Consider the following 3,074-nt stretch of genomic DNA (forward strand, 5'->3'; position numbering starts at 1 on the left):
TCCTAAAACTATATTTGTATTTTACTTCTATGGGATTATTTATGGAGGTGCAATGATTGGCCGTTACATATGAATTAATTAAACGTTGCTCAAAGACTGGCGCTAGGGTGGGCCGAATACATACACCACATGGTGTGTTTGATACACCCATATTTATGCCGGTAGGAACACAGGCTAGCGTAAAGTCTATGTCACCAGATGAATTGAAGGCTATGGGGGCAGGGATCATCTTAAGCAATACCTATCATTTATATCTGCGTCCAGGGCATGACTTAATTAAAGAAGCCGGTGGTCTTCATAAGTTTATGCAATGGGACAGAGGAATTTTAACTGACAGTGGTGGTTTTCAGGTGTTTAGTCTGGGACCACTGCGTAAAATTACCGAAGATGGAGTTACTTTTCGTTCACATATTGACGGCTCCAAGCACTTTTTATCACCGGAGAAAGCTACTGAAGTGCAAATGGCATTAGGCGCAGATATTATCATGGCGTTTGACGAATGTGTACCCTATCCAGCAGACCATGAATATGCCCGTCAATCTACCGAGCGAACTACACGCTGGGCTGAACGCTGCCTGAAAGCACACACCCGCAAAGATCAAGCCCTATTTGGTATTGTTCAGGGCGGTATGTATAAAGATTTACGAACCAAAAGTGCTAAGGACCTTGTCTCCCTTGATTTTCCCGGATATGCAGTAGGTGGTCTCAGTGTTGGTGAACCTAAACCGTTAATGTATGAGATGCTGGAACATACAGTGCCTTTGCTACCTGAAAACAAGCCTCGCTATTTAATGGGTGTAGGCACACCTGACTGTTTGTTAGAAGGGGTAATGTATGGAATTGATATGTTTGATTGCGTATTCCCTACAAGGGTAGCTCGCAATGGGACAGTTATGACAAACAAGGGGCGTCTTGTAGTTAAAAATGCTGAATTTGCAAGAGATTTTAGCCCCATTGATCCAAACTGCAACTGTTATACCTGTCAAAACTTTTCGCGCGCCTATATCAGACATTTATTAAAAACTGAAGAGATATTTGGCCTTCGATTAACCACCACCCATAATCTGCATTTTTTACTTAATTTTATGAAAGAAATGCGCCAAGCCATTCTTGAAGATCGCTTTTTGGCTTTTAGAGAAGAGTTTTGGGCTCATTATCGCAAATAACTAAGAGGATTTATGCAAAATGTGTGGAATATACTGCTAATAGACAACAGGAGGTGATAAATGTATGACACCTGAAATCATGCAGGCCATTCAAGCGTCCTGGCCGATTGTGTTAATGGGCGTAATCTTCTATTTTTTACTGTATCGTCCACAGAAAAAAGAACAACAACGCCGTAAAGAGCTTTTGGATAATCTCAAAAAAGGGTCGCGGATTATTACGATTGGCGGAATTTACGGTACCATTACCGCATTAACTGAAAAAACTGTTACTCTTAAAATTGCCGATAAAGTTGAAATCGAAATTGCGCGTACTGCGGTAGGCCAATTACAAAATCCGCAAAAAGACTAATCTCATAACGTCGCCTACATTACGAATGTCGTCCAAAGGACTTGGTGAAAAACCAAGTCTTTTCTTAAGGGGAGGGAAAAGAGCATGGAGCTTAATAAAAATGCCAAAAATGAATTGCGTAAAAAAATGTTAGCCATTAGGCGAACAATGACCCGGGAGGAAATTGTCGCTGGGAGTGACAGGCTTCAAGAAAACCTGTGTGCCTGGCCTGTATACCAGCAGGCTAAAAATATTATGTTTTATTTGGCAATGCCTGATGAACCTCATTTGGATAAAGCTATCTCACATGCGCTGGCTGCCGGTAAAACCGTCTGTGTGCCACATATGTGGGAGACTAGGGGATTAATGGATGCCGCTGTTATCACGAATCTCGATGATTTGGTGGTAGGGCAATTCAATCTGCTTACTCCGAATCCGGCAACCTTAAAAATTTTAGACCCAAGTGCCCTTGATCTCATAATTGTCCCAGGGGTGGCATTCGATAAAACTGGGCGGCGTTTAGGTATGGGTGCCGGATACTATGACCGTTTTTTATTAAGAGCAACTAAGGCTGAATTAATTGGAACCGCTTGGTCTGCACAGATACTGGATACAGTGCCGACTGACGACCATGATAGGCCAGTAAATTTTTTACTTACGGAAGATGGCATATTTAATTGCAGGGAAGGCAAAATGTAATTAGTTACATTTCCTAACCTGCTGACCAAAGGATGGTGCTTAGGTATTGGGCCAGCAGGGCAAATTATGATAATCGGAGGATTGATCATGGCAACTGCTACCATCAAAGAGCCCATTACTGTCGCGCATTTAAAAGCTGATCACGAAATAAACGTTTATCTTACCCGCAGTACGCAGTATCTTGGTAGTTTAGGGTTCACAGAGCATGGTCTTAGACATGCTGGCATTGTCTCGGCCTTAGCTTATAAGGTTTTACATGAATTAGATTATCCTGTTCGCGATTGTGAACTGGCTGGTATTGCCGGGTACCTGCATGATATTGCTAATATGATTAATAGATATAACCATGGCGGTTCTGGAGCAATCATGGCCTTTACCATTCTTACACGGATGCAGATGCCACCAGAAGAAGTTGCCTTGGTCATATCTGCTATTGGTAATCATGAAGAAGAACGCGGTAATGCCGTTAACCATGTAGCCGCAGCATTAATTTTGGCCGATAAATCTGATGTTCATCGGGAGCGGGTTACAAACCGTGATTTTGCTAAATTTGAGATTCATGATAGGGTAAACTATGCTGCTGTAAGCAGCAAGTTACTTGTCGACAAACTTTCACGGACAATAACACTCTCTGTTGAGATTGACACCGACATTTGCCCTGTTATGGAATACTTTGAAATATTTTTGCAACGAATGATTATGTGCCGTCGGGCAGCAGAAGTATTAAATTGTCGTTTCAAGCTGGTAATTAACGACTATGACTTGCTATAGTCATTAAAATACTCATTAAGTGAACAAGATTTATTTAATAAGATTGGAGGACATCCTTTTGAGATGGGGTAACTTAACCAAATTTTTGGTTATTATTGTGGTAATTCTCG

4 protein-coding genes are annotated in these 3,074 nt (G+C 41.6%); all 4 read left to right on the forward strand.

Annotated features, from left to right (window positions below; translation table 11 throughout):
• Positions 1-56: 56 nt before the first annotated feature.
• The 4 genes from tgt to AC29Z1_RS15700 all read left to right on the forward strand — a co-directional run bounded on the left by tgt (position 57) and on the right by AC29Z1_RS15700 (position 2,964).
• Positions 57-1,166, forward strand: coding sequence for a tRNA guanosine(34) transglycosylase Tgt (tgt, locus tag AC29Z1_RS15685; protein ID WP_488272392.1), 1,110 nt, complete (start codon positions 57-59; stop codon positions 1,164-1,166).
• A gap of 64 nt (positions 1,167-1,230) precedes the next feature.
• Positions 1,231-1,515: a preprotein translocase subunit YajC gene (gene yajC, locus AC29Z1_RS15690; RefSeq protein WP_488272393.1), complete on the forward strand. Its 285-nt coding sequence runs from the start codon at positions 1,231-1,233 to the stop codon at positions 1,513-1,515.
• An 84-nt stretch (positions 1,516-1,599) separates the two neighbouring features.
• On the forward strand, positions 1,600-2,193 hold the full coding sequence (locus AC29Z1_RS15695) for a 5-formyltetrahydrofolate cyclo-ligase (RefSeq protein WP_488272394.1): 594 nt from the start codon (positions 1,600-1,602) through the stop codon (positions 2,191-2,193).
• An 87-nt stretch (positions 2,194-2,280) separates the two neighbouring features.
• A complete protein-coding gene (locus AC29Z1_RS15700; protein WP_488272395.1) occupies positions 2,281-2,964 on the forward strand; it encodes a phosphohydrolase in 684 nt (227 codons plus the stop codon).
• Positions 2,965-3,074: the final 110 nt, after the last annotated feature.

This window comes from Sporomusa sp. (assembly GCF_057736855.1).

Bases quoted from the DNA above. Each gene is read 5' to 3' on its own strand.
- AC29Z1_RS15695 (WP_488272394.1), top strand. From the start codon at position 1,600: ATGGAGCTTAATAAAAATGCCAAAAATGAATTGCGTAAAAAAATGTTA.
- AC29Z1_RS15700 (WP_488272395.1), top strand. From the start codon at position 2,281: ATGGCAACTGCTACCATCAAAGAGCCCATTACTGTCGCGCATTTAAAA.
- yajC (WP_488272393.1), top strand. From the start codon at position 1,231: ATGACACCTGAAATCATGCAGGCCATTCAAGCGTCCTGGCCGATTGTG.